At 26.4% G+C, this 1,269-nt stretch carries 2 protein-coding genes; both read right to left on the reverse strand.

Annotation, left to right across the window (positions count from 1 at the left end):
• Positions 1-84 precede the first annotated feature (84 nt).
• Entirely contained in the window at positions 85-306 is a 222-nt protein-coding gene (locus G3997_RS05345; RefSeq protein ID WP_296644083.1) for an alpha/beta-type small acid-soluble spore protein, read from the reverse strand.
• 246 nt (positions 307-552) lie between these two features.
• The gene (locus tag G3997_RS05350) at positions 553-1,020 is read right to left on the reverse strand and encodes a globin domain-containing protein (RefSeq protein ID WP_296644085.1); all 468 of its coding nucleotides are present in this window, start codon (positions 1,018-1,020) and stop codon (positions 553-555) included.
• Between the last annotated feature and the right edge of the window lie 249 nt (positions 1,021-1,269).

A 1,269-nucleotide genomic window follows, 5' to 3' on the forward strand; every position in this document is an offset into this window, starting at 1 on the left:
ATAGTTTATAATATTTTAAAAATTCTGTCTATATTTTCTGACTTTATTTTGCATTTTATTTAATTATTTATATATAGCGTTTCGTTACTTTTTACTATTATACTGATTAAGTAAAGCTTGTTGTCCCATTTCAACTAATCTCTTACTCATTTGTCCACCAACTCTACCGCCTAATTGACCATTTGAATAAGATGTATTATTTGAACCATATTTATTATTAGCTTCAACTCCTAATTCATTTGCTATTTCTAATTTCATTTCTTGTAATGCTTTTTTAGCATTTGGATTTACATATTTATTAGCCATAATAACCTCCATTTATATAGATTAGTCATGAAGGATGGTATGGTTATTGAAAAAGGCTCTTTTGATTATTTAATTAGTCTTAAAGGTTATTTCTATAGTCTATATTACCTTCAAAATGAAGATATATAAAATTTATTTCACTTGAGCGATGTATCGTCGAAATACTTTAAGCCACATGWAAAGACTATATAGTGTAGTATGCTAAAAAGCTCTATTTTATAATACTAAAATAGAGCTTTTTTAAAATTACATTCTTTGATGTATTTGATTATCTTTGCATATTTGATCTATATACATATCTTTTTCTATTTGTATAAATACATCAGATATAACTTTGTAAGCTTCTGCCCATGCATTTATTATTTCTTCTGTTGCAGCATCTTTTAATACTTCTTTTATAGCACCTAATAAGTTTTCACCTATTATTGGGTAATGTTCTGGTTTTACATTTGTGTTAACGTGAGCCTTAGCTATATTTTTTACAGCTGGTAATATAGCTTCTAAGTTGTCTATATTTTGTGCAGCTGCTAATACTGCCATTGCTAATGCCTTTGGTTGTTCTCCTGATTCTTGCTTGTCCATATTAAACATAGCTTTTATTTCAGGGTTATTTGCAAACATTCTATTATAAAAAGTTGTTGTTATTTCTACTCCGTGTTCTCTTAAAGCTGGAACTGTACTTTTGATTATATCTATTGTATTTTGATTTAACATATCTATATCTCCTTTATATTAGGTAATTTTCATAATTTATTTATAGTAATTATATACCCCCTATATTTTACCTTAAACAATTTTTATAAAATAATTATAATATTTATAAAATTCGCTTAATTTATTAAAAGCTTTTAGCTATTTTCCACTTTCTATTAAATACTTCATTGTATCCTTATCCATACCACCTGGTACGTACTGTGTTACATATCCTTCTTTGTCTATTATAAATGTAGATGSGAATRCACT

The sequence above is a fragment of the Romboutsia sp. 13368 genome, assembly GCF_018336475.1.
Taxonomy (GTDB): Bacteria; Bacillota; Clostridia; order Peptostreptococcales; family Peptostreptococcaceae; genus Romboutsia.

Coding starts and splice junctions, on each gene's coding strand:
- G3997_RS05345 (WP_296644083.1), bottom strand. CDS start 306: ATGGCTAATAAATATGTAAATCCAAATGCTAAAAAAGCATTACAAGAA.
- G3997_RS05350 (WP_296644085.1), bottom strand. CDS start 1,020: ATGTTAAATCAAAATACAATAGATATAATCAAAAGTACAGTTCCAGCT.